Source organism: Pseudomonas sp. St290, assembly GCF_018325805.1.
Taxonomy (GTDB): Bacteria; Pseudomonadota; Gammaproteobacteria; order Pseudomonadales; family Pseudomonadaceae; genus Aquipseudomonas; species Aquipseudomonas bijieensis.
The window spans coordinates 3,199,080-3,220,706 of record NZ_AP014703.1 but is presented as its reverse complement, the minus strand read 5'-3'; the positions used below and the strand labels follow the sequence as shown (position 1 = coordinate 3,220,706).

Sequence of the window (21,627 nt, the reverse complement as noted above, 5' to 3'; positions counted from 1 at the left end):
ATGAAAAATCAGAACAGGCTCAGGTTTTGCGCTGCGGGGCCGAAATCCTATCAGACAAGCCCTGATAACGCTGCCGCGTTATGACCCAGGTCAATTACGTATAGCTGCCGGGCGCTAAAGTGCCGGCCGTCGTTAATGACAAGAATAAGAAACCGGAGTGACAGCGTATGAATAGCTTGCGCAGTGTGTCGATCAGCCGACGCTTGTGGCTCATCCTGGTGGTGGCCATCGTGATGTTGTTCACGCTTGGCGCCTTGATGCTTAAACAGATCCACACCGACCTTTACCAAGCCAAAGTGCAGAAAACCCAGCACGTGGTACAGACCGCCAGTGGCGTGCTGAGCTACTACCATGGCCTGGAAACCGCTGGCACCCTGACTCGCGATGCCGCGCAAAAGCAGGCCCTCAGCGCCGTGCGTGGCCTGCGTTATAACCAGAGTGACTACTTCTGGATCAACGACCTGACGCCCGTCATGGTCATGCATCCGACCAACCCTAAGCTTGAAGGCCAGAACCTCTCGGCCATCCGCGATCCGAACGGTTATGCGCTGTTCAACGAGATGGTTGCCATCGCCAAGTCCAAGGGCGCCGGCATGATCAATTACCTCTGGCCGAAGCCGGGCGCCGAGGCCCCAGTGGGCAAGACTTCCTATGTCCAATTGTTCGAGCCCTGGGGTTGGGTCATCGGTTCGGGCGTGTACATCGATGACGTCCAAGCCGAGTTCCAGTCCCAGTTGATCAAGGCTTCCGTGGTCGGTTTGATCATCACCCTGCTCATGGGCCTGCTGTTGACCCTGATCGTGCGCAGCATCGTCGGCCCGCTGCAGGAAACCGTCAACGCCATGGCCAACATCGCCAGTGGCGAGAGCGACCTGACCCGCACCCTCGACACTCATGGCCAGGACGAAGTTACTCAACTGGCGCGGCATTTCAACGCCTTTACCGCCAAGTTGCGGCAAGTGGTGACCCAACTGCAAGCCTCGGCCAGTGCGCTGGGGCAATCCTCCAACGAATTGGGCAACGATGCCGCCCAAGCCCAGGAGCGCAGCCAGCAGCAGTCGCAGCAAATGGAGCTGGTGGCGACCGCGATCAATGAAGTGACCTATGGCGTGCAGGACGTCGCCAAGAACGCCGAGCACGCAGCCAGTGAAATGCGCGACGCCGAGTCTCAGGCCCAACAAGGCCAGGTCAACATCGACGGCAGCTTGCAGCAGATCGACCGCCTGTCCCAGACCATCGATCAGGCGGTGGAAGTGATCCGTACCCTGGCGAGCGAAAGCACCCAGATCGGCAGCGTGCTGGAGGTGATCCGCTCCATTGCCGAACAAACCAACCTGTTGGCCCTCAACGCCGCCATCGAAGCTGCCCGCGCCGGCGAACAAGGCCGGGGTTTTGCGGTGGTCGCCGATGAAGTGCGACTGCTGGCCCAACGCACACAGAAGTCCACCGCAGAGATCCAGGCGATGATCGAGCGCCTGCAAACCCATTCCGAGGCCGCGGTGAAAGTCATCAGCGACAGCAGCCGTGCCTCGCAACTGACCATCGAACAGGCGGGCCTGGCCGGTGCCAGCCTCAACGCCATCGGCCAGGCCCTGCGCAATCTCAACAGCCTGAACGCCTCCATCGCCAGTGCCACCCTGCAACAGGCCCATGTAGTGGAAGACATCAACCAGAACGTCACCCAGGCCGCCGGACTGTCCCACAGCACCGCCATGGCCGCCGAACAATCCAGCCAGGCCAGCAGCCGTCTCAAGGCGCTGAGTGAACAGTTGAACGGGTTGCTCACACAGTTCCGTGTCTAGGGGTTGATGAATACCCCAGTGGTAGCGAGCCTGCTCGCGAAGACGTTGGCACATCCAACATTGAGCAAGCTGACCCACCGCTTTCGCGAGCAAGCCCGCTCCCACATTGGTTTTGCGTCGGTCCCAGGCTGGGAGTCCACCGCAAATACCTTTGTGGGAGCGAGCCTGCTCGCGATGGCGGCGGCACATCCCGCACTGATATTGGAGCTGCCCACGCCATAACGTTTACAATCCCCGCCCTCTCCTCTTTTCCCCAAGGAACCGCCATGTCCGGGCTTGAACTGTTTGCCGCAGCCCTCGGCGTGATCGCTGTCTGGTTGACCGTCAAGCAGAACCCCTGGTGCTGGCCGATCGGCCTGGTCATGGTGCTGCTGTACAGCTGGATCTTTTTCGAGGTGAAGTTGTATTCGGACATGCTGCTGCAGGTTGTCTACGCGGTGTTGCAACTCTACGGCTGGTGGCAATGGACTCGTGCCGGACACAATCATGATGGACGCCAGGTCACCCGCCTCGGTGGGCCGTCGGTGTTGCTCGGCTTGGCTATCGGCGCGGCAGGCAGCCTGTTGTTGGGCGCCGCCATGGCTCACTGGACCGACGCCGCCCAACCCTGGCTCGATGCCGCACTCACCGGCTTCAGCCTCGTGGCCCAATGGTGGATGGCGCAAAAACGCGTGCAATGCTGGCCGCTGTGGATCGCCCTGGATGTGATTTTCGTCGGCCTGTTCATCTATAAGGGCTTGCACCTGACCGCCGCACTCTACGCCCTGTTCACCCTGCTGGCCGTGCAAGGCTGGCGGGAATGGCGCGCCGACCCGGCCCTGCGCGCATGAAGGTGGTGGTGCTGACCGGCCCGGAATCCAGCGGCAAGAGTTGGCTGGCGGCGCAATTGCAGGAACACTTTGGTGGCGTGCGGGTGGATGAGTACGTGCGCCATTTCATGGAGCAGACCCAACGCGATACCTGTCTGGCCGACATCACCGACATCGCCTCCGGCCAACTGGCCTGGGAAGATGAAGCGCGTGCCCGCCGTCCGGCGCTGTTGATCCTCGACACGCACCTGCTGAGCAACATCCTCTGGAGCCAGACCCTGTTTGGCGACTGCCCGGGCTGGCTCGAGCCGGCCCTGCTGGCCCGCCATTATGACCTGCACCTGCTGCTGAGCCCCGAGCAGGTCGAATGGACCGGCGACGGCTTGCGTTGCCAACCCGGGCTGGCAGAACGGCTGGCGTTTTTTGAGGCGATCGAGGCCTGGCTGAGCGAACATCAGCGACCGTTCCAGGTCATTGAGGGCGATTGGGCGCAACGCCAACGGCAAGTGTTCGCCGCCGTTACCCAGCTGCTTCAAGCTTGATCGCTGGGTGATCTGTTTCATTCTTGAAACAACGCAGTCGCTCCAAACCCGGATCCAACGCCGCTTCACCAAATTGCCATCAAGACTGTCAAGCTTCCGAAACACCCGCCCAAAAGCCTGGATCCAGAGCCCTGGGACAGTAGGTGACCGGTTGGTCACCATGCCCCTTGTCTCAGTGTTGAAACAGGTTCCTTCCCCGGCATCCCCCCCGTAGCTCCAACTCATTGAAATAAAAAACATTTCAAAACACGGCACGACACCTGCTCTCCAACTTCGCAACGCTGACTAGGGCCAGCGTACCGAAGAAGGAATCGATGCCATGGGGATTTTCGATAGGGGCATGACCTGTCTGCTGTTGATCGGCTGCGCCGCCAGCGCAACGCTCAGCTTGCCAGCGCGGGCCGAGGGCAACGGCGTCATTGTGCTCACCCGTGACGTGCAGCCCATTGCAATCGGTCGCAACGGTGGCAAAGACCCCTACCCGACCACTGTCAATGCCAACCCCTCCGAACGCATCAACCAGGCGACCGCCAGCACCGAACTGAGCGATGGCGAGTTCGCCAGCGTGGCCAGCGGTTCGTCGATCCGCAACATCGTCACCCCGAACACCGGTGTGCAAGGCCTGAACGTCGTGACCAACCCCAACGGCATGCCGGGCATGAGTGCCGGCCACGGTGGTGGTAGCGGCGGCGCGATCTCCGGCACCATCAACCGCTCGCTCAGTTCCGGCCTGGCTCCGTTGGGTCGGTTGGCGGGAGGCCAGTGACATGAAGCCCGCCCTGTTTCTCCTCGCCCTGCTCATGCTTTCCCTGCTCAGCTCTTTCAACGTATTTGCCGATTCGGGTGTTGCGGTGATCAGTAGCGCCAACCTGCAGGATTCCGGCAGCCATTACACCGGCAACTTCAACGTCAACCAGGCGGCCGGCGACCAGACCCAGCAGACCAACACCCGAGCCATCGCCATCGGCAGCCACGCCCAGGCCAGCACCCATGTGCAACAACGCGTCGACACGCCGGCCAACCCGTCCATGAACGCCACCGCCCGCATCGGCGGCCACTCCTTTACCAACGGCAACGGTGTGCTGGGCGTCAACCAGTCCGCCGGGGCCAACAACCAGATGGCCAATGTCATGCGAGTGGGCATCAGTGCCCATCCGCAGAGCATTGACGACAGCGCCCTGTCTCAACAGAACGTGGCGTTGCTACCGAACTCAGGAGCAACTGGCGCCCCAACCGGCAGTCGCCAGGTCGTTACCAGCGACCAGGCCTTCACCGGCAGCCGAGGGGTCATCCAGGTGAACCAGAGCGCAGGGGTGGGAAACCGTATGGCGAACACCCTGAGCATCCGAGTCGCTGATTGACCCGGAGGCTACATAAGAAAGTACCGACACTTAACCAACGACACGCAAGGAGAAACACCATGAAACCTACAATGGCACTCAAACCATTGGTTTTCGCTCTCGCCGCTGTCATGGCAATGGCCGCACAGGCTGGAGGAAACGATAACGGGCACGGCAATGGTCATGGCCACCATGGTCCCAAAGGCCCAACGTGGGAAGAACAGCTTTCCATCAACGCCAGCGCGATGGCTACCGTGATGGATGAGCAGAACAGCGACGGCAACGAGGTGCTCAACCAGGGTACTAAAAACACCGCCGAAGCCACCGACTCCCTCAATGGCAGCAACGGCAACATGGGGGCCAACATCGCCGCCGGCGACGGTAACCAACAAGACAACGCCGCAGCGCTGGCGACCGCTGACGAAAGCTTCATCTTCGGCTCGGCTGTCGCCGCCTCAAGTGCCACGCAAACCAATACCAACAACTATGTAAAAAACAACTCGACCCACAACAACGCCTCGCTCACCAATGCGGGCAACAACGGCTCCGGCAACATCGGCATCAACGTGACCGCCGGTAACTTCAACCAACAGAAAAACAACCTGGCCATCGCCGTATCGGGTGGCCGTGTCGCACAGGCCTCTGCCGAGGCCAATCAGTCCTCCACAGGCCTGGTGGTCGACAACAAAGGCGTGCGGACCTACAAAACCGACACCCTTACCAGCACCTCCAGCGCTTCCGGCACCTTCAAGGCCAAAGGCACCGGCACCGTCGAGGATGACGGCCATGGCGGATGGGGCAACAAAGGTGGCTACGGTGGCGGTCACGATGACGACAAGTTCAAGTTCTCCGCCGTGGGTACTTTCGAACTGTCCGGCACCAACACCCAGCAAGTGCTGACCCGCGACGGCTGGAAAAACCCTGTGCTCAACAACGCCACCATGACCAACTCCATGAACGGCTTCTCCGGTAACGGCGGCGCCAACGTGTCAGCGGGCGTGGGCAACCAGCAGAGCAACTCGCTCTCCATCGCTGCCGGCTGCAGGGCTTGCATGTAAAAAGTACCACTGCGGGGGTAGTTGCCCTGTGGGAGCAAACTTTGCTCCCACAGGCTCGCTCCCACAGGGGCTTTTTTCCAGGGTTCCCACCAGGCGTATCGATCATGCGTGTCACTGCCGTTTCCCTGCTGCTCTGCATGGCCTGCGTGGCCGAAGCGGCGCAGATACCAGTCGCCGCCCTGCCTGGCGGCATGCTGGTCTACAAACCGGTGCAAAGCATACGCGAGCGCAAGTTCAGCGACATCGTCGAGCAGAAAACCGATTTCAGTTGCGGCGCCGCCGCGCTGGCCACGGTGCTGCGCCAGGCCTATTGGCTGGATGTCGATGAAGAGCACGTCATCAAAGGCATGCTGGTCAATGCCGACCAGGATCTGGTCCGTACCCAAGGGTTTTCCATGCTGGACATGAAGCGCTACGTGGAAGCCATCGGCATGCGAGCCCGAGGCTACCGGATACCGCCAGAGAAACTCGAAGCGGTAACGATCCCGGTGGTGGTCCTGATGGAAATCCGCGGCTACAAGCACTTCGTGGTGTTGCAGCGGGCCGACAAGCAATGGGTCTACATCGGCGACCCGGTGCTGGGCCACAAGCGCTACGCCCACGATGATTTCGTCAAAGGCTGGAACGGCATCGTCTTTGCGATCGTCGGCCCCGGCTATGACAAGACCAATACGCTGCGCAACCCTCCACAACCACTGACGGCACGTAACAAACTGGACGGGTTCAACCCGGTCAGGGATGCAGAACTGATGGATTTCGGCTTCATACAGAGCGACTTCTTTTAATCGCCGACCAACTGCCAACATAAGTACAAAAAGGAGCAGGACGCTCCGGGAGCAGCACATGAAAACTTCACACTGGCTGTCGCTGGCCTGCCTGGCCGCGGCTGCCTCGGGCTATGCCCATGCCGGCTTCAAACCCATCGAAGTCAAGGACCAGGAGCTTGCCGAGCTGCGCGGTCGTTATGTCATGCCCGGCCGAGTCATCAGCTTCGGCATCGTCATGAGCAGTACCTGGCGCAACGCCAGCGGCGACCTGATCGGCGCCACCAGCACCATGCAAATCCAGTCCGCCACCGTCAAACCCCAGTTTTATGTCTCCACCATCAAGCAGACCGGCAACGGCAGCGTCCCGGAACAGGGTAGCGGCAATATTACCGGTGGTGCCGGCCTTGGCACGAGCCAGGGCGTGACCCAAAGCGTACGTGCCGCCGGCGACGGCAATACCGCCTACAACAACGTCAACATCAATGTGAAAGAGAGCAACCAGGCGCCCGCGCTCGTGCCTTCCCAAGGTCAACTGCTGACCAAGGGCCAGACCATCAGCGGCAGCAACGCCGCCGGCAGTGTCGCGGTCACCGCCACCGGCAGTGGTGTGCAAATGGCAATCCAGGCCAGCCATAACCAGGGCAGTACCCTGCAACAAGTGGCTCAAGGTGGTTTGCTGCAAAACACTCGCCTGCTGGGCAACAGCAACCTGGTCAACAACATGACGCAACTCAACGTGGTGCTGAACAATAACGGCGCCAGCGCCGGCGCACTGGACTGCAACCTGACCCAACTGCGCGGCCTGCGTAACCTCGGTTATTGAACTACGCTGGTTTCCGATCATTGGGCAATTAGGGACGGCATATTTCATGTATCGATCCGTATCGTTGCGCGCTGTGATGTGTTTAAGCACGTTGTTCCCGGCGACCGTGTTGCACGCGGCCCCGGATGCCGAAATAGAGGCCCTGAAACAGGAGCTTCTCGAGCTCAAGCAACGCTACGAGGTCCAACAGAAGGCCCTGGCGGTGCTCGAACAGCGGGTTCGCCAAGTGGAGGATCAACCCGCCGCTCCACCGCCCAAGCGCCTGGCCAAGTCCCCCGCCGACATGAAAGGCAACCAGACCGTGGCCGGCGGTGGCGCGGCAACGACCGGCGGCAGCGGCTATGGACAATCCCTGGCCGATGATTCCCAGCCGGCCCAGAGCGTCTCCAACCTCTATGACGAGGCCAGCGGTTTCTTCGGCGGCGGCAAATTCAGCTTCGAGACCGGCGTGACCTATTCGCGCTACGACACGCGGCAACTGATCCTCAATGGTTTCCTGGCCCTGGACTCGATTTTCCTGGGCAACATCAACCTCGACCGGATCAAGGCCGACACCTGGACGCTGGACCTCACCGGTCGCTACAACTTTGACAACCGCTGGCAGTTCGACCTCAACGTCCCGGTGGTCTACCGCGAATCCACGTACCAGTCAGGCGGCGCGAACAACGGCGCAGCCGGCGTCACCAGCGAAGAAACCGTGACCCGCGACCCGACCATCGGTGACGTCAACTTCGGCATCGCCTACAAGTTCATGGATGAGTCGATCAACTACCCGGACGCGGTGGTCACCCTGCGGGTCAAGGCTCCAACCGGCAAGGACCCGTTCGGCATCAAGCTGCGTCAATCCCAGGCCAACACCAACCTGTTCGTGCCTGACGACCTGCCCACCGGCAATGGCGTGTGGTCGATCACCCCTGGGCTTTCGCTGGTCAAGACCTTCGACCCGGCCGTGTTATTCGGTACCCTTTCCTACACCCATAACTTCGAAGAATCGTTCGACGACATCAGTTCCACGGTCAACCAGAAAGTACCGGGCAAGGTGCGGATCGGCGACAGCTTCCAGCTCGGCGCGGGCATTGCCTTTGCCTTGAACGAGAAGATGAGCATGTCGTTCTCGGTCTCTGACCTGATCCAGAAGAAAAGCAAGCTCAAACAGGACGGCGGCGACTGGGAATCGGTGGTCTCCAGCGACGCCAACGCCGGCTACTTCAACATCGGCATGACCGTCGCTGCCTCGGACAACCTGACCATCGTGCCCAACCTGTCCATCGGGTTGACTGACGATGCGCCGGATTTCAGCTTCAGCCTGAAATTCCCGTATTACTTCTAGCGCAGGATGACGGTCTTGACACCATACCCTGTGGGAGCGAGCCTGCTCGCGATAGCGGTAGATCAGTCATTTTAACTGTGACCGACACCGCTATCGCGAGCAGGCTCGCTCCCACAAGGAATCGTGCAGGGCTTGAGTCAGCGGATCTGATGCTTGTGCAGCAACCGATAGAACGTCGGCCGGGACACGCCCAGCACCCTCGCGGCCACGCTCAGGTTGTCGCTATGACGATTGAGCACATCGCTCAGGGCTTGGCGCTCGGCGCGGGTCTTGTAGTCCTCCAGCGTACCCATCGGGGCCGCCACGCCTTGGTGACTGGCCAGGCCGAGGTCCCGGGCCTCGATTTGTCGCCCCTCGGCCAGCACCAAGCCGCGACGGACGCGGTTGGCCAGTTCCCGCACATTGCCGGGCCAGTCATGCATGCCCATCGCCACCAATGCATCGTCGCTGAAGCTGCGGGGGCGGCGGCCGGTTTCCCGGCTGTAGAAATGGGAAAAGTGGCTGGCGAGCATCGCCAGGTCGCCATGGCGTTCGCGCAGCGGCGCCATCACCACTTGCAACACGTTCAGGCGGTAATACAGATCCTCGCGAAACCGCTTGTTCTCGATGGCAGCCTCAAGGTCCACATGGGTAGCCGCCAAGACTCGCACATCGACCGCAATCGGCTGGCTACCGCCGACCCGCTCAATGTGTTTTTCCTGTAGAAAGCGCAGCAGGTTGGCCTGTAACTCCAACGGCAGGTCGCCAATTTCATCGAGAAACAACGTGCCGCCGTGGGCCGCCTCGATCCGTCCGATCTTGCGTTGGTGAGCGCCAGTGAACGCGCCCTTCTCATGCCCGAACAACTCGGACTGGATCAGGTGCTCCGGGATGGCTCCGCAGTTGATGGCAATGAACGGCCGGTTACGCCGGTGAGACTGACAATGCAGGGTGCGCGCCACCAGCTCCTTGCCGGTACCGCTTTCGCCCCGGATCAACACCGGCGACTCGGCAGGCGCCAGCTTGCTCAACAATTTACGCAGCTCGCGAATCGGCTTGCTGTCGCCCAGCAGTTCATGTTCGGGCTGATCAATGTGGATCGAACCCTGTCCCCGCAGGCGCGCCATGCCAAACGCCCGGCCCAGTGTCACCTGGACCCTGGACACGTCGAACGGCAAGGTATGGAAGTCGAAAAACCATTCGCAGACAAAATCACCGACGTTTTGCAGGCGCAACACTTCCTGGTTGAGCACGGCGATCCATTCGGTACCGCTGCGACTGATCAACTCCTTGACTGCTTCCGGGCGTTCCAGATGGAAGGGCTGCAACCGCAAAAGACCGACGTCACAGGTCCGATCGCCGGCGTGTTCGAGGGAGCAACTGTCCACATCCCAGCCAATGGTGCGCAAACCTGGCAACAAACGATGACAATCGTCGCAGGGATCAACCACGAGCAGACGACGTGACGTACTGGCTTCGATCATGACTGATCCTTGGCGCCAAAATAAGGAAATATGATTAGAAACAGTCGTTTGGCAAACCTGCATGTAACAGTAGCAAGAAGTTGACGCCTCCTTGTATCAATTGATTATCGAGATCGCGTCAAAGTGGTTATAAGCGAGCGTTTCGTTAGTTGTCGCGCACCTGTTTCTTTCATGGCGCTTTCAAACAAAAGCCTAAAAGCCTGGTCTGAAAGAAAATCGAAATTTATTTAAATAATGTGTGACCCGCGTGCGGGTTCGGAACATCAGTACAAGTAACCAGCCGCACGGTACGCCCAACCGACGGCACATCATTTGTTTGGGCACACTTAAGAGAAAACGCCATGAACGCCCCGCTCCGTATCAACGAAGCTCTTTTGATTGCCGACCGCGCATTCCGTCCTTTCCAATGCGTGGCCTGGGCTCCACAAGACGGCAACGGTGAACTCAGCCTGACCGTCATCGACCGTACCAATACTCATATTGGCCGCACCCAGATTCCAAGCAGCGCCTATACCGACCCGGTCCAACTGGCCGACCTGTTGAAACAGGCCCGTGCCGAACTGAGCCAGGAAGGCTACAAACTGCAATCCTGGTCGATGCCTGAATAACGACCTGTAAAGCCTGTTATCGATTGCAGGCTTGGCTCTGGGTTGTAAAGCCATTGTTATGGCACGAATCGCCGCTGTATCTGTAGAACATGACAGTTGTGCGTTGCCACATTCAGGGATTGAATGATGCCCTCATGCAGTCGTCGCCCTTTCGGGCCGGTCGATACGCAAGGAGAGGCAGGCATGCTCGATCAGTTCGCGTTTGTGCTCCCCGGGGCCATGGCCCACGCCGGGCAACTTGACTCAGGCTTTGCCGCCAACGGCAAAGCCTGGATTCATTTCGAAGACAGCACCTCGAGCCTGACCACCGGGCTGACCCTCGACCACGCCGGACGAATTCTTGTGGCAGCCAGGATCGAGACAGCCCGCGGCAGTCGGTTCGGGTTGGCGCGACTCAATCATGACGGCTTGCCTGACCCGGGCTTCGGTACCGACGGTTGCGTGATTGGCTCATTTGAAAACGGCTTCGAAGCAACCGCAGGCCAAGTGATCGAGTTGCCCGACGGGCAGATCCTGCTGTCCGGCCTGCACTACGAAAACAACGACCACACCCTTCCTGCCCTGGCGCTGTTCGACCAGCAAGGTCGCGCCGTTCAAAGCTTCGGCAACGGCGGCCGGCACATCATCCGGCTTTGCGGCAATCTCTCCCAAGGCCTGCGCGATCCGTGGCTGCCGCCCGGCGTGCCAGGGCTTGAAGCCTGCGACATGCAAGTGCAGGCCGATGGCCGGATCCTTGTGCTCGCCAACCACCACTACCAATTGTCCGATCATGTCGGCGTACTGATCCGCCTCTTGCCGGACGGAACATTGGATACCTCGTTCAACGGTCGCGGTTTCGTGATGGTCCGACGCTTATTGAAAAATACCTGGCTCGGCTGCCTGGTGCTCCAGGCTGACGGTCATATTGTCGTCGGCGGTGCCATCGACTTGCCCCAGCATGGTTTGATTGCCCGCTATGACAGCAGTGGCAAACTCGATGACAGCTTCGGCGAGAACGGTTTCATGACAATCCTGGCGCAAGGTCACAGCGTAATGGTCAGCCAGATCGTTCAGGATGCGAACGGTGATCTGCAAGTATTCGGCAGCAGCCGTGACCCGATGCATAGCCTGGCCCTGAAAGTGCGCCCGGACGGCAAGCCGGACCGTCACTGCAACCAGGGCCAGTGCCGGCTCATGGCGATCGGACGCAACGCCAGTCAGTGGACCGCCGCTCAACTTCAGCCGGACGGAAAACTGGTGACCGCCGGTGCCACCATCGGCGGTATCGAGGCCGATTTCATACTTGCCCGGCACTTGCCGGATGCCAGCCTCGATCCGGATTTCGGCCAGGGCAAAGGCTGGGTTCGTACACGACTCGGCTACAGCCTGGACACCGCCACCGCCCTGGCGGTGCAGGCTGACGGCAGAATCCTGGTGGGCGGCTATTCGCTCCACGGTCGTTATCGAGCGGTGGTTGCGCGATATTGGGCCTGAACCGAATTATCCCGGGGGAACAGTATTTATTCCTACGCTTGATATTCCCCATCTCTTACGGCAAGTTGCGCGCTTCTAATTAAAAGGAGCAGCCGATGTCCGGTCCAATGGCTCAGGCTTTCGCGCACAACTTTCTGGGGCACTCCCCACGCTGGTATAAGGCGTGCATCATCACTTTCCTGATCCTCAATGCCGTGGTGCTGTGGACCCTGGGTCCGGTCATTGCCGGTTGGATGCTAGTGGTGGAGTTCATCTTCACCCTCGCCATGGCCCTTAAATGCTACCCGCTGATGCCTGGCGGCCTGTTGCTGGTCGAAGCCCTGGTGCTGGGCATGACCACCCCCAAAGCGCTGTACGACGAGCTGCTGCATAACTTCCCGGTCATCCTGCTGCTGATGTTCATGGTCGCCGGCATCTACTTCATGAAGGATCTGCTGCTGTTCCTGTTTTCACGCCTGCTCCTGGGCGTGCGTTCCAAGGCGCTGCTGGCCTTGATGTTCTGCTTTCTCTCGGCGTTCCTGTCGGCCTTCCTCGATGCCTTGACCGTCACGGCGGTGATCATCAGTGCGGCCGTGGGCTTCTATGCGGTGTATCACCGTGTGGCCTCGGGCAATGATCCACGCCTGGACAGCAACGTCGATGAAGACCACGAGCTGCCGTCGCACCATCATGAAGATCTCAACCAGTTTCGGGCGTTTCTACGCAGCCTGCTGATGCATGGCGCCGTAGGCACCGCGCTGGGCGGCGTATGCACCCTGGTGGGCGAACCGCAGAACCTGCTGATCGGCCATGAGATGGGCTGGCATTTTGCAGATTTCTTCCTGAAAGTCGCGCCAGTGTCGTTGCCCGTGCTGGTGGCAGGGCTGGTGACCTGTGTGGCACTGGAAAAGCTGCGCTGGTTCGGTTACGGCACGCTGCTGCCGGACAACGTACGTACCGTACTGGCCGACTACGCCGAGCAGGACAATCGCGAACGCACAGCACGCCAACGCGCCGCCCTGATCGTGCAGGGCATCGCTGCGTTGATCCTGATCGTCGGCCTGGCCCTGCACATCGCCGAAGTCGGCCTGATCGGCCTGATGGTCATCGTGTTGATTACCGCCTTCACGGGGATCACCGACGAGCACCGGCTCGGCAACGCGTTCAAGGACGCAATGCCCTTTACCGCACTGCTGGTGGTGTTCTTTGCGGTGGTAGCGGTCATTCATGACCAGCAACTGTTCACCCCGCTGATTCAATGGGTGCTCGCCCTGCCCGCCGATCAACAGCCAGGCATGCTCTTCATTGCCAACGGCCTGCTGTCAGCCATCAGCGACAACGTATTCGTGGCGACCATCTACATTACCGAAGTGAAGCAGGCCTTCGTCTCCGGCCACATGAGCCGTGAGCAGTTCGAGACCCTGGCGGTAGCCATCAACACCGGCACCAACCTGCCCAGCGTCGCCACGCCTAACGGCCAGGCCGCCTTCCTGTTCCTGCTGACCTCAGCGATTGCCCCACTGATTCGCCTGTCCTATGGCCGGATGGTCTGGATGGCCCTCCCCTATACCGTGGTGATGGGTGGCCTGGGCTGGTATGCGGTGACGTACTGGTTGTAGAAAATATTGCTGAACAGAAGAAAAACCTGTGGCGAGGGGATCCTTCTGTGGGAGCAAGGCTTGTCCGCGATGAAGGCGATGCGGTCTCTCAGGAACCGAGGTGCCTGTTTCGCGAGCAAGCTTTGCTCCCACAGTGGGAATAAATTCCCGTTCCACCAAAGGCCTGGGCGGTCTACCGCGGCAGGATGTACCGCTCGATCGCCAGGGCCGCACCGTCTTCGGTCACGGCGGCGGTCACGACATCCGCCTGACGCTTGATCGCCTCCTCCGCCTGCCCCATGGCAATCGACAAACCCGCACGATGAAACATCGCCGGGTCGTTGCCGCCATCCCCCATGGCCGCCGTCTGCTCCAGCGGCACTTCCAGGAACGCTGCCAGGGTCGCCAGTGCTTCGCCCTTGTTGGCCTGCATCGCTGTCACATCCAGGTAGATCGGTTGTGAACGTGACACCTGGGCCTGGCCTTTGAGCAGCGGATGCAGCCGAGCCTCCAGTTCCACCAGCAGGTCCGTGTTAGCGCTGGTGGCGACAATCTTGTCGATACGTTCCAGATAGGGTTCGAAGCTGTCGACCTGCACCGGCGGATACCCCAGCCCGCGGGTTTCAACCGGCACCATCGGCCCGTTGGCGTCACGCACCAGCCAGTCGCCGTCGGCAAACACCCAGACCTCGATGCCAGGCTGATCGGCGTACAGCGCCAAGGTGGCTAGCGCCGCCTCGGCAGGCAAGTAATGCACGGCGAGGAAACTGCCGTCGGGATGAACCAGCGTGCCGCCGTTGAACGCCGCGGTGGGCAGATCGACGCCCAAGGCCTCGATCTGCTGCAACATCGCCCGGGGCGGCCGCCCGGTGGCGAGGCTGAACAGCACGCCGGCCTCACGCAATGAACGAACGGCTTCGATGGTGCGTTGGTTGAGACTGTGGTCAGGCAGCAGCAGCGTACCGTCCATGTCACTGAGCAAAAAGCGGATGGGGTGTTTCAGTTGATCACTCATCCGAGGCCGTGCCAGACGCGACCGTCGCGTATCAGCAGATCATCGGCGGCCGACGGGCCATCTTCACCGGCCTTGTAAGGCTGGACCGCTGCGTCCTGTTGCCAGGCATCAAGGAATGGCTGCACGGCGCGCCAGCCGTTTTCGATGTTGTCGGCGCGCTGGAACAAGGTCTGGTCACCGGTCAGGCAATCGTAGATCAAGGTTTCGTAACCCGTGGACGGCTGCATTTCGAAGAAGTCCTTGTAGGCGAAGCCCAATTCGATATTGGCCATGTCGAGCGCCGGCCCCGGCCGTTTGGCCAGCAGGTCGAACCACATGCCTTCATTGGGCTGAATCTGGATTCTCAAGTATGTAGGTTGCAGTTCGTCGACTTCGGTGTCGCGAAACTGCGCGTAAGGCGCTGGCTTGAAGCAGATGACGATTTCCGTGTCGCGCACGCTCATGCGCTTGCCGGTACGCAGGTAAAACGGCACGCCGACCCAACGCCAGTTGTCGATCATGACCTTCAGGGCGACGTAGGTCTCGGTGCTGCTGTCAGGCGCCACGTTGGCCTCCTGGCGATAGCCATTCACCGCCTTGCCGCCGACCTCACCGGCCGTGTACTGGCCCCGTATGGAGTTGGCGCGCGCCTGCTCCACCGACCAGGGCCGAATCGCCCCGACGACCTTGGCCTTTTCTCCGCGCACGGCGTCGGCACCAAAGGCCGCTGGCGGCTCCATGGCCACCATCGCCAGCAGTTGGAAAAGATGATTGGGCACCATGTCCCGCAAGGCGCCGGTGTGTTCATAAAAGCTGCCACGGGTTTCCACGCCGACGGTTTCGGCGGCGGTGATTTGTACGTGGTCGATGTAGTGGTTGTTCCAGAACGCTTCGAACAGGCTGTTGGAGAAACGGCTGACCAGAATGTTCTGCACCGTTTCCTTACCCAGGTAATGGTCGATGCGATAGATCTGTTTCTCGCTCATGACCTTGAGCAGGCAGGCGTTCAGCGCTTCGGCGGTGTGCAGGTCGGAACCGAACGGTTTTTCGATCACCACGCGCCGAAAGGCCCCCTCCTGCTCCTGAAGCAGCCCGGCCGCACCGAGGCGGCTGACCACTTCACTGAAAAAGCGCGGCGCGGTCGCCAGGTAGAAAACCGCGTTGCCGGTGCCGCTGGCGGCGATTTTCGCCGCCAGCGCCTGGTAGGTGCCGTCATCGAGGAAATCACCCTGGACGTAACTGATGCCCCGGGCCAGCTTGGCCCACAGCAGCGGGTCGAGCGCACGGTTGGCATCACCGCCCTTGCTCGCCGCTTCGTTACGGATGAAGTCCTCGAGTTTCTTGGCAAAATCCACATCGCTGATAGCGTTGTGGTCAACCCCGATGATGCGCAGCCCATCGTCCAGCAGACCGTCGCGACTGAGGTGGTAAAGCGCCGGCATCAGCAGACGCTTGACCAGATCGCCATGGGCGCCGAACAGGAACAGCGTGGTCGGCGGCGCGGGTTCTGCCTTGGATTTGCTGCCGATCGAGGTCATTTTTTCGGTGTCTCCACGTGGCCGCCAAAGCCGAAGCGCATGGCCGAGAGCATTTTGTCACCGTACGTGCTTTGCTGGCGTGAGCGGAAACGGGCAAACAGCGAACTGGACAGGACCGGAACCGGCACCGCTTGCTCGATGGCGGCTTCGATGGTCCAGCGCCCTTCGCCGCTGTCGGCGACTTCGCCGGAAAAACCGTCCAGTTTCGGATCGCTGGCCAGCGCATCGGCGGTCAAGTCCAGCAACCAGGACGACACCACGCTACCGCGACGCCAGACTTCGGCGATATCGGCCAGGTTCAGGTCGAAACGCTGCTCCGGTGGCAGGCTTTCGCTGGATTTGGTCTTGAGGATGTCAAAGCCCTCGGCAAAGGCCTGCATCATTCCGTATTCGATCCCATTGTGGATCATCTTCACGAAATGCCCCGAGCCGGCCGGACCTGCATGGATATAGCCACGTTCGGCGCGGTCATCGTCGGATTTGCGGTCACGGGTGCGCGGGATGTCGCCCATGCCCGGCGCCAGGCTATCGAACAACGGGTCCAGGCGCTGGACCACTTCGGCATCACCGCCAATCATCATGCAGTAGCCGCGCTCCAAGCCCCAAACGCCGCCGGAGGTGCCGACGTCGATGTAGCTCAGGCCTTTTTCCGACAGGGCCTGAGCGCGACGGATGTCGTCCTTGTAGTACGTGTTGCCGCCATCAATGATCACGTCGCCTGGCTCAAGCAGTTCACTGAGGTCATTGATGGTGTCTTCGGTGGGTGCGCCGGCCGGCAGCATGACCCAGACCGCCCGTGGCTTCTCCAGGCCGGCGACCAGCGCCGGCAGGTCCGCGACGCCTGTGGCGCCTTCCTGGCGCAGGTTTTCGACAAAAGCGGCATTGCGGTCATAAACGACGGTGGTGTGCCCATTGAGCATCAGGCGCCGCGCAATATTGCCGCCCATGCGGCCCAGTCCAATAATCCCGAGTTGCATGTGCTGATGCTCCCTACTACAAATAAAGGTGTGTCAAAGATGAAACGCTATCGACTAGTGGAGGTTAGTCCAGAGCATTGCCGCATAGTTTCCGGGTAATTCGAGCGATCACAAGGGATAACGCTCACGATCCGGCCAAAGACACAGCGACCATGAAAAATAAAAAAGTTCCAATCACAAGCAAAAGAAATCAGAATCGGCGCCGATAGTAGAGGTGTCGACCAAATACTGGCGACATCTCTATAGTTGATGTACGCCATTTGCGAGGTGAGCAATGGGCCCTGTCGTTACCGCACGTCCTCCCCAAACCCTTTATGTGACCATTCGTCGCGATGAATTGCGCCTACTCAAGGAAGAACGCGATCTGCTGCTCGATGAAGTGATGCAGTTGCGCATGCAACTGCAGCACGCACAACTGCCCCACCAAAGCCAGTCCCTGGCGCGGTAAGCGCCCCAGAGGCACAGCGCCAGCAAGTGACACTGGCATTCCGGTGTCACTCGCCTGTAAACCCGCCATGCGTACTTGTGGCGAGGGTTCTATCCGCGGCAGCAAAGCTTGCCTGCGATAGCCGCGCGGCGGTCGAAAGGCTGAACTTGCGGCATCGTTCATCGCAGGCCAGCCTTGCTCCCACAGGGCTTGCTCTCAGGTGAATACACGTCACAAATACCTCCCTCGCCTGGGTGCATTCGCGCCAAGTTACCGATTTGTATCCGAAAAACTCACGAACTTTTCACAACCGCCTCGCAATACTCCCCGGCCTATAGGTTGTTCGGCGTAATGCCTGCGGTCGCCAATCCGGTGCCGGCAGCTTCGTCGATAAGGGCTGGAGCGCTTGATGAGCTTGTTCAAACGCAGCAAAACGACTGCGAAAGGTTTCGACTGGGCCGGACTCGGCTGGCTGTTTCTGTTCTTCTGGTACTTTTCGGGCATCACCCAACTGCTCATTCTGCTGAGCGACACCTCCGGCTTCACCGGCTTTCGCCAAGCGTTCGTGATGAGCGCGGTATGGCTGGCGCCTATGCTGCTCTTCCCCGCCCGTACACGCTTGCTCGCCGCATTGATCGGCGTGGTGCTGTGGGCCTGCTCCATGGCCAGCCTGGGCTATTTCTTCATCTATCAGCAAGAATTTTCCCAGAGCGTCATTTTCATCATGTTCGAATCGAACGTGTCTGAAGCTGGTGAGTACCTGACTCAGTATTTTGCCTGGTGGATGGTGGCGGCGTTCCTGGCCCATACCGCCGTCGGCTATTGGCTCTGGACCCGCCTGCGCCCGGTGTACCTGCCCCGGGGCCAGGCCCTGGTCGCAGCAGTCGCCATTGTCCTGGCCGTGGTCGGCTATCCGCTGATCAAGCAGACCCAGCGTACCGGCAGCTTCGCCGGTGGCCTGGAGAAGTTCGAAGATCGCATCGAGCCGGCGGTGCCGTGGCAGATGCTGGTGGCCTACCGTCGCTACGGTGAACAGCTGGAGAACATGCAAGGCATGCTCCACAGCGCCAGCAAGATCGCGCCACTGCGCAACCTCAAGGATGCCATGGCCGACCAGCCCGCGACCTTGGTGCTGGTGATCGGCGAGTCCACCAATCGCCAGCGCATGAGCCTCTACGGTTACCCAAGGGAAACCACACCGGAACTGGACAAGCTCAAGGACCAGCTTTCGGTGTTCGACAACGTCATCACCCCGCGCCCCTATACCATCGAAGCCTTGCAGCAGGTGCTGACGTTCGCCGACGAACAGAACCCGGACCTGTACCTGAGCACGCCGTCGCTGGTGAGCATGATGAAGCAGGCCGGCTACAAGACTTTCTGGATTACCAACCAGCAGACCATGACCAAGCGCAACACCATGCTTACGACCTTTTCCCAGCAGGCCGACGAGCAGGTGTACTTGAACAACAACCGTAACCAGAATGCCGCGCAATACGATGGTGATGTGATCGAACCGTTCAACAAGGCCTTGGCCGACAGCGCTCCGCGCAAGCTCATCGTGGTGCACCTGCTCGGCACCCACATGAGTTACCAGTATCGCTACCCGCCGACATTCAACAAGTTCACCGACCGTCAGGGCGTACCGGCGAGCTTGCGTGACGATCAGGTCCCGACCTACAACAGCTACGATAACGCGGTGCTGTACAACGACTTCGTCGTGTCCAGCCTGATCAAGGATTACGCCAAGACCGACCCCAACGGTTTCCTGCTGTACCTGTCGGACCATGGTGAAGACGTGTTCGACTCGCCAGGTCACGGCACGCTGGGCCGTAACGAAGGCAAGCCGACCGCGCCGATGTACACCATCCCCTTCATGGCCTGGGCCTCGCCCAAGTGGCGCGAAAGCCATGACTGGAACTTTGCCGGCGACCTTTCACGGCCCTACAGCAGCTCGCACCTGATTCACACCTGGGCCGACCTGGCGGGCTTGAGTTTTGATGAGCTGGACCGCAGCAAGAGCCTGGTCAGCGATGACTTCAAGGCCCGTCCGCTGCTGATCGGCAACCCCTATCAAGCCCCGCGCAAGGCCCTGATCGACTTCAGCCTGATGCAGCCCAAGGCGCCGTTGGCTGAAGTCGTGCAGAAATAACCTGAACCAGCCAGATGCCCGCTTTTACAGGGGCTTGATCCAGAACTGCATCGTGCCGTGGGCCGGGTCGAACATGCCGGCGGCAAAACCGAACTTGGTATAACTGCCTTGCGCCACGGCATTACCCTCGAGCACTTCCAGGGTGATTTTGCAGCAGCCACGCTGACGGGCGATGTCCTCGACCTTCTGCAGCATCTTCTGGCTCAGGCCCAGGCCGCGAAACTCCTTCATGACTATCATGTCGTGGATATTCACCAGCGGCCGACAAGCGAAGGTTGAAAAACCCTCGAAACAATTGACCAACCCCGCCGGTTCGCCATTGACGAAAGCCAGCACACTAAAGGCATGGGGGCGCTTGGCCAGTTCTTCAGGAAGGTGCAGCAGCACCTCGGGAGGCAGCGAATGACCACCCCCCATCGGGTCCTCGGCATAGCCATTGAGCACATGACAGATCGCTTCGGCGTGGACCGGGTTGGTGTAGCTGGCTTGCAGAACAAGAATGCCCTTGGCTTCTTCCATGACCTTCCATCTCACTTCGGTAGTACCGGCGACTCGATGCCGCCGGCAAGATACAGTCAGCCTTGCTGACCAAAACGTTGCATTTGCATTTCCTGGAGGCGACTGAGAGTACGGCGAAACGGGAATTGCAGATAGCCCTGGGTGTACAACTCATCCATCGGTACCGCGGCCGACAGGTACAACGGCACCTTGCGGTCATAGCATTCGTCGACCAGGGCGATGAACCGCCGGACACCGTCGTCGTGGATCGACAGCTGCGGCAACTCGCGATCACCCGCCTCGACCCGCGCCACGCCGTCTTCCGTGCCACGGGCGATGCGCCCTTCACGCTGTTCGGCACTCAGGCAAGGCACGTCACTGAGCAAGATAACGTTGAAGCGGTCACACAGGGCCATGAAATCCACGGCCGATAAAGGCTGCTCGCAAAGATCCGGATAACGGCTCCAGAGAACGGTGTCGCTGGCTCCGACCGGCTGGAGCCGGCGATGCCCCACTTCGATCGGCCCGCTGGCCAGTGCCTGGCCAACGGTCAACTGACCGAAAACCTCGCCCAACGGATCCGGTTGCCCGGGATCACGCAGCCAGTAACGCTGCTGCAATCTGCCCGGATGCTGGCGATGATCCTGCCATCCGTTTACCGGCACGACCTGCATGTGCTGCTTGATCGCCGTGATGGTCGACAGAAACCGCTCACGGTTGTGGCCGTTGGCATAGAGCTCTTCCGGCGGCAGGTTGGACGTGCTCACCACCACCATGCCCAGTTCGAACATCACCTGGAACAGGCGCCCGAGGATCATGGCGTCGCCAATGTCGGTGACAAACAGCTCATCAAAACACAGCACCCGCACTTGCTGGCTCAACTCCCGGGCCAGGGCTTGCAAAGGATCCGGCGTGCCGGTGAGCTGGAACGAACGCTGATGCACCCACGCCATGAAATGATGGAAGTGTTGGCGACGGGCCGGCACCTTGAGGCTTTCATAGAAGCGGTCCATCAGCCAGGTCTTGCCACGTCCCACCGGGCCCCAGAGATAAACGCCCTTGATTGACTTGCGCCCCTCGTGCAACGCCTTGTGGCATTGCTCCAGCGTCATGATGGCCAATTCCTGGGCCTCGTCCTGGACGAAGCCGTGGTGTTCGATGGCATGCTGCCAGGCACTCAAGGGGGAGTCGAAAGTCATACGGCCCGGGTCCGGAAAACGAAGGTGGGGAGTATGCCATGACGGGCGACAGGCGAAACACTGCGCAGAGCTGTCTGGACCGGGGAGATGATGCCCCCCTCTGTGGCGAGGGGATTTATCCCCGCTCGGCTGCGCAGCAGTCGCAAACCAACCGGCGCGGTCTACCTGATGCACCGCAGTGCCTTTTGGGGTTGCCGCGCAACCCAGCGGGGATAAATCCCCTCGCCACAACAGGGTTCACATTACAGGACGC

Annotated in this window: 20 protein-coding genes; 14 read left to right on the top strand and 6 right to left on the bottom strand. The window is 60.3% G+C overall.

Annotation, left to right across the window (positions count from 1 at the left end):
* Positions 1-167 precede the first annotated feature (167 nt).
* The 9 genes from PBDP_RS14205 (at position 168) to fapF (ending at position 8,471) form a co-directional block, all read left to right on the top strand.
* Complete coding sequence (locus PBDP_RS14205) at positions 168-1,802, top strand: methyl-accepting chemotaxis protein (RefSeq protein WP_212802424.1); 1,635 nt, start codon at positions 168-170, stop codon at positions 1,800-1,802.
* 266 nt (positions 1,803-2,068) lie between these two features.
* On the top strand, positions 2,069-2,632 hold the full coding sequence (pnuC, locus tag PBDP_RS14200) for a nicotinamide riboside transporter PnuC (RefSeq protein WP_109755365.1): 564 nt from the start codon (positions 2,069-2,071) through the stop codon (positions 2,630-2,632).
* Positions 2,629-3,153, top strand: coding sequence for an AAA family ATPase (locus tag PBDP_RS14195; RefSeq protein WP_212802504.1), 525 nt, complete (start codon positions 2,629-2,631; stop codon positions 3,151-3,153). The genes pnuC and PBDP_RS14195 overlap by 4 nt, the downstream gene beginning before the upstream one ends.
* 319 nt (positions 3,154-3,472) lie before the next feature.
* Entirely contained in the window at positions 3,473-3,919 is a 447-nt protein-coding gene (fapA, locus tag PBDP_RS14190; protein ID WP_109755364.1) for a functional amyloid chaperone FapA, read from the top strand.
* A 1-nt stretch (position 3,920) separates the two neighbouring features.
* The gene (gene fapB / locus PBDP_RS14185; RefSeq protein WP_212802423.1) at positions 3,921-4,514 is read left to right on the top strand and encodes a fibril amyloid subunit FapB; all 594 of its coding nucleotides are present in this window, start codon (positions 3,921-3,923) and stop codon (positions 4,512-4,514) included.
* Between the two features lie 59 nt (positions 4,515-4,573).
* A complete protein-coding gene (gene fapC, locus PBDP_RS14180) occupies positions 4,574-5,551 on the top strand; it encodes an amyloid-like fimbrin subunit FapC (RefSeq protein ID WP_109755362.1) in 978 nt (325 codons plus the stop codon).
* Positions 5,552-5,655: 104 nt separating this feature from the next.
* The gene (fapD, locus tag PBDP_RS14175) at positions 5,656-6,336 is read left to right on the top strand and encodes a fibril amyloid maturation endopeptidase FapD (RefSeq protein ID WP_109755361.1); all 681 of its coding nucleotides are present in this window, start codon (positions 5,656-5,658) and stop codon (positions 6,334-6,336) included.
* 58 nt (positions 6,337-6,394) lie between these two features.
* Positions 6,395-7,141, top strand: coding sequence for a fibril amyloid subunit FapE (fapE, locus tag PBDP_RS14170; RefSeq protein WP_109755360.1), 747 nt, complete (start codon positions 6,395-6,397; stop codon positions 7,139-7,141).
* A gap of 46 nt (positions 7,142-7,187) precedes the next feature.
* Positions 7,188-8,471, top strand: coding sequence for a fibril amyloid transporter FapF (gene fapF, locus PBDP_RS14165; RefSeq protein ID WP_109755359.1), 1,284 nt, complete (start codon positions 7,188-7,190; stop codon positions 8,469-8,471).
* Between the two features lie 137 nt (positions 8,472-8,608).
* On the opposite strand, the gene PBDP_RS14160 is transcribed toward fapF, so the two are convergent.
* The gene (locus tag PBDP_RS14160) at positions 8,609-9,934 is read right to left on the bottom strand and encodes a sigma-54 dependent transcriptional regulator (RefSeq protein WP_109755358.1); all 1,326 of its coding nucleotides are present in this window, start codon (positions 9,932-9,934) and stop codon (positions 8,609-8,611) included.
* A gap of 341 nt (positions 9,935-10,275) precedes the next feature.
* On the opposite strand from PBDP_RS14160, the gene PBDP_RS14155 reads away from it, so the two are divergent.
* From PBDP_RS14155 to nhaB, 3 genes are all read left to right on the top strand, one after another.
* Positions 10,276-10,542, top strand: coding sequence for a hypothetical protein (locus PBDP_RS14155; protein WP_109755357.1), 267 nt, complete (start codon positions 10,276-10,278; stop codon positions 10,540-10,542).
* A 183-nt stretch (positions 10,543-10,725) separates the two neighbouring features.
* A complete protein-coding gene (locus PBDP_RS14150; RefSeq protein WP_116832351.1) occupies positions 10,726-12,015 on the top strand; it encodes a hypothetical protein in 1,290 nt (429 codons plus the stop codon).
* A gap of 95 nt (positions 12,016-12,110) precedes the next feature.
* A complete protein-coding gene (nhaB, locus tag PBDP_RS14145) occupies positions 12,111-13,613 on the top strand; it encodes a sodium/proton antiporter NhaB (RefSeq protein WP_116832350.1) in 1,503 nt (500 codons plus the stop codon).
* A 172-nt stretch (positions 13,614-13,785) separates the two neighbouring features.
* Here nhaB and PBDP_RS14140 read toward each other — a convergent pair whose 3' ends face one another.
* Genes PBDP_RS14140 through gnd form a run of 3 tightly spaced genes read right to left on the bottom strand, consistent with a single transcriptional unit; the run spans position 13,786 to position 17,125 of the window.
* Positions 13,786-14,607 carry an HAD family hydrolase gene (locus PBDP_RS14140; RefSeq protein WP_109755354.1) on the bottom strand — a complete coding sequence of 274 codons (822 nt, stop codon included), beginning with the start codon at positions 14,605-14,607 and terminating at the stop codon, positions 13,786-13,788.
* A complete protein-coding gene (gene zwf / locus PBDP_RS14135) occupies positions 14,604-16,124 on the bottom strand; it encodes a glucose-6-phosphate dehydrogenase (RefSeq protein WP_109755353.1) in 1,521 nt (506 codons plus the stop codon). The genes PBDP_RS14140 and zwf overlap by 4 nt, the downstream gene beginning before the upstream one ends.
* Positions 16,121-17,125 (bottom strand): phosphogluconate dehydrogenase (NAD(+)-dependent, decarboxylating), encoded by a 1,005-nt coding sequence (gnd, locus tag PBDP_RS14130; protein ID WP_256594279.1) that lies wholly within the window; start codon positions 17,123-17,125, stop codon positions 16,121-16,123. The genes zwf and gnd overlap by 4 nt, the downstream gene beginning before the upstream one ends.
* Before the next feature lie 250 nt (positions 17,126-17,375).
* Between gnd and PBDP_RS14125 the strand changes: the two genes are divergently transcribed.
* Both PBDP_RS14125 and PBDP_RS14120 read left to right on the top strand, forming a co-directional pair.
* A complete protein-coding gene (locus PBDP_RS14125) occupies positions 17,376-17,549 on the top strand; it encodes a DUF6026 family protein (protein WP_018601582.1) in 174 nt (57 codons plus the stop codon).
* 388 nt (positions 17,550-17,937) lie between these two features.
* Positions 17,938-19,677 (top strand): phosphoethanolamine transferase CptA, encoded by a 1,740-nt coding sequence (locus PBDP_RS14120; protein ID WP_212802422.1) that lies wholly within the window; start codon positions 17,938-17,940, stop codon positions 19,675-19,677.
* 24 nt (positions 19,678-19,701) lie between these two features.
* Here the strand turns inward: PBDP_RS14120 and PBDP_RS14115 are convergent, their stop codons facing one another.
* Both PBDP_RS14115 and zapE read right to left on the bottom strand, forming a co-directional pair.
* On the bottom strand, positions 19,702-20,196 hold the full coding sequence (locus tag PBDP_RS14115; RefSeq protein ID WP_163853763.1) for a GNAT family N-acetyltransferase: 495 nt from the start codon (positions 20,194-20,196) through the stop codon (positions 19,702-19,704).
* Between the two features lie 56 nt (positions 20,197-20,252).
* On the bottom strand, positions 20,253-21,374 hold the full coding sequence (gene zapE, locus PBDP_RS14110) for a cell division protein ZapE (protein ID WP_109755349.1): 1,122 nt from the start codon (positions 21,372-21,374) through the stop codon (positions 20,253-20,255).
* Positions 21,375-21,627 lie beyond the last annotated feature (253 nt).

Bases quoted from the DNA above. Each gene is read 5' to 3' on its own strand.
- zwf (WP_109755353.1), bottom strand. From the start codon at position 16,124: ATGACCTCGATCGGCAGCAAATCCAAGGCAGAACCCGCGCCGCCGACC.
- fapF (WP_109755359.1), top strand. From the start codon at position 7,188: ATGTATCGATCCGTATCGTTGCGCGCTGTGATGTGTTTAAGCACGTTG.
- PBDP_RS14155 (WP_109755357.1), top strand. From the start codon at position 10,276: ATGAACGCCCCGCTCCGTATCAACGAAGCTCTTTTGATTGCCGACCGC.
- PBDP_RS14125 (WP_018601582.1), top strand. From the start codon at position 17,376: ATGGGCCCTGTCGTTACCGCACGTCCTCCCCAAACCCTTTATGTGACC.
- fapC (WP_109755362.1), top strand. From the start codon at position 4,574: ATGAAACCTACAATGGCACTCAAACCATTGGTTTTCGCTCTCGCCGCT.
- PBDP_RS14195 (WP_212802504.1), top strand. From the start codon at position 2,629: ATGAAGGTGGTGGTGCTGACCGGCCCGGAATCCAGCGGCAAGAGTTGG.
- fapA (WP_109755364.1), top strand. From the start codon at position 3,473: ATGGGGATTTTCGATAGGGGCATGACCTGTCTGCTGTTGATCGGCTGC.
- PBDP_RS14150 (WP_116832351.1), top strand. From the start codon at position 10,726: ATGCTCGATCAGTTCGCGTTTGTGCTCCCCGGGGCCATGGCCCACGCC.
- fapE (WP_109755360.1), top strand. From the start codon at position 6,395: ATGAAAACTTCACACTGGCTGTCGCTGGCCTGCCTGGCCGCGGCTGCC.
- fapD (WP_109755361.1), top strand. From the start codon at position 5,656: ATGCGTGTCACTGCCGTTTCCCTGCTGCTCTGCATGGCCTGCGTGGCC.
- nhaB (WP_116832350.1), top strand. From the start codon at position 12,111: ATGTCCGGTCCAATGGCTCAGGCTTTCGCGCACAACTTTCTGGGGCAC.
- fapB (WP_212802423.1), top strand. From the start codon at position 3,921: ATGAAGCCCGCCCTGTTTCTCCTCGCCCTGCTCATGCTTTCCCTGCTC.
- PBDP_RS14140 (WP_109755354.1), bottom strand. From the start codon at position 14,607: ATGAGTGATCAACTGAAACACCCCATCCGCTTTTTGCTCAGTGACATG.
- PBDP_RS14115 (WP_163853763.1), bottom strand. From the start codon at position 20,196: ATGGAAGAAGCCAAGGGCATTCTTGTTCTGCAAGCCAGCTACACCAAC.
- PBDP_RS14120 (WP_212802422.1), top strand. From the start codon at position 17,938: ATGAGCTTGTTCAAACGCAGCAAAACGACTGCGAAAGGTTTCGACTGG.
- PBDP_RS14205 (WP_212802424.1), top strand. From the start codon at position 168: ATGAATAGCTTGCGCAGTGTGTCGATCAGCCGACGCTTGTGGCTCATC.
- PBDP_RS14160 (WP_109755358.1), bottom strand. From the start codon at position 9,934: ATGATCGAAGCCAGTACGTCACGTCGTCTGCTCGTGGTTGATCCCTGC.
- pnuC (WP_109755365.1), top strand. From the start codon at position 2,069: ATGTCCGGGCTTGAACTGTTTGCCGCAGCCCTCGGCGTGATCGCTGTC.
- zapE (WP_109755349.1), bottom strand. From the start codon at position 21,374: ATGACTTTCGACTCCCCCTTGAGTGCCTGGCAGCATGCCATCGAACAC.